Origin of the sequence: Parabacteroides sp. ZJ-118 (genome assembly GCF_011038785.1) — a bacterium.
Taxonomy (GTDB): Bacteria; Bacteroidota; Bacteroidia; order Bacteroidales; family Tannerellaceae; genus Parabacteroides.
The window spans coordinates 1-526 of the sequence record NZ_JAAKDT010000040.1 but is presented as its reverse complement, the minus strand read 5'-3'; the positions used below and the strand labels follow the sequence as shown (position 1 = coordinate 526).

The 526-nt window shown below is 48.3% G+C and carries 1 protein-coding gene; it reads right to left on the bottom strand.

From position 1 onward, the window contains the following. Positions 1-526 (bottom strand): HipA domain-containing protein (locus G7Y39_RS10805; RefSeq protein WP_165157484.1); only part of this gene is annotated, 526 nt, incomplete at both ends.

Genomic DNA, 526 nt, shown 5'->3' with positions numbered 1-526 from the left:
TCCCATAATTGTGCGTGTCTCTGCCACATTTATTCCGGCTTTTCGACCCATAACATGACAGAAATGTTCCCACAGACCGACATCATAATCATCTTTACGTGACGGGAATTTGGCAACTGTCAATCTTCCTTCTTCATCAATTACTGATGCTTTCGGTCGGGCACCGCCAAGAGATGTGCCGGGATGCAACAACTGTGCAAGCCATTTCTTTGATGGTAACAGATGCTTTTCCTCACAGACCTCTATCTCATGCGCTGCGTGCATTAGTTCTCTAACACATGCCAATGGTGGCACTCGCAAACTTGCCTCGCAATTTATGAACTCACCACCGGGTATTTCCGCAAAGCGAAATCCGCCCATTCGTGACTCGTCATCAATACCCATAAGATAGTCGTAAGTGGTAAGACGGCGCACCGGTCGTTTTTCTTCAGAAGCGGCAATCTGCTCACGACGATTTAGCAATGTCCGCCCCCAGCGGTCGGGCAGAGCATCAGAGAAACAAGCAAATATATCCCTTTCGGAACGA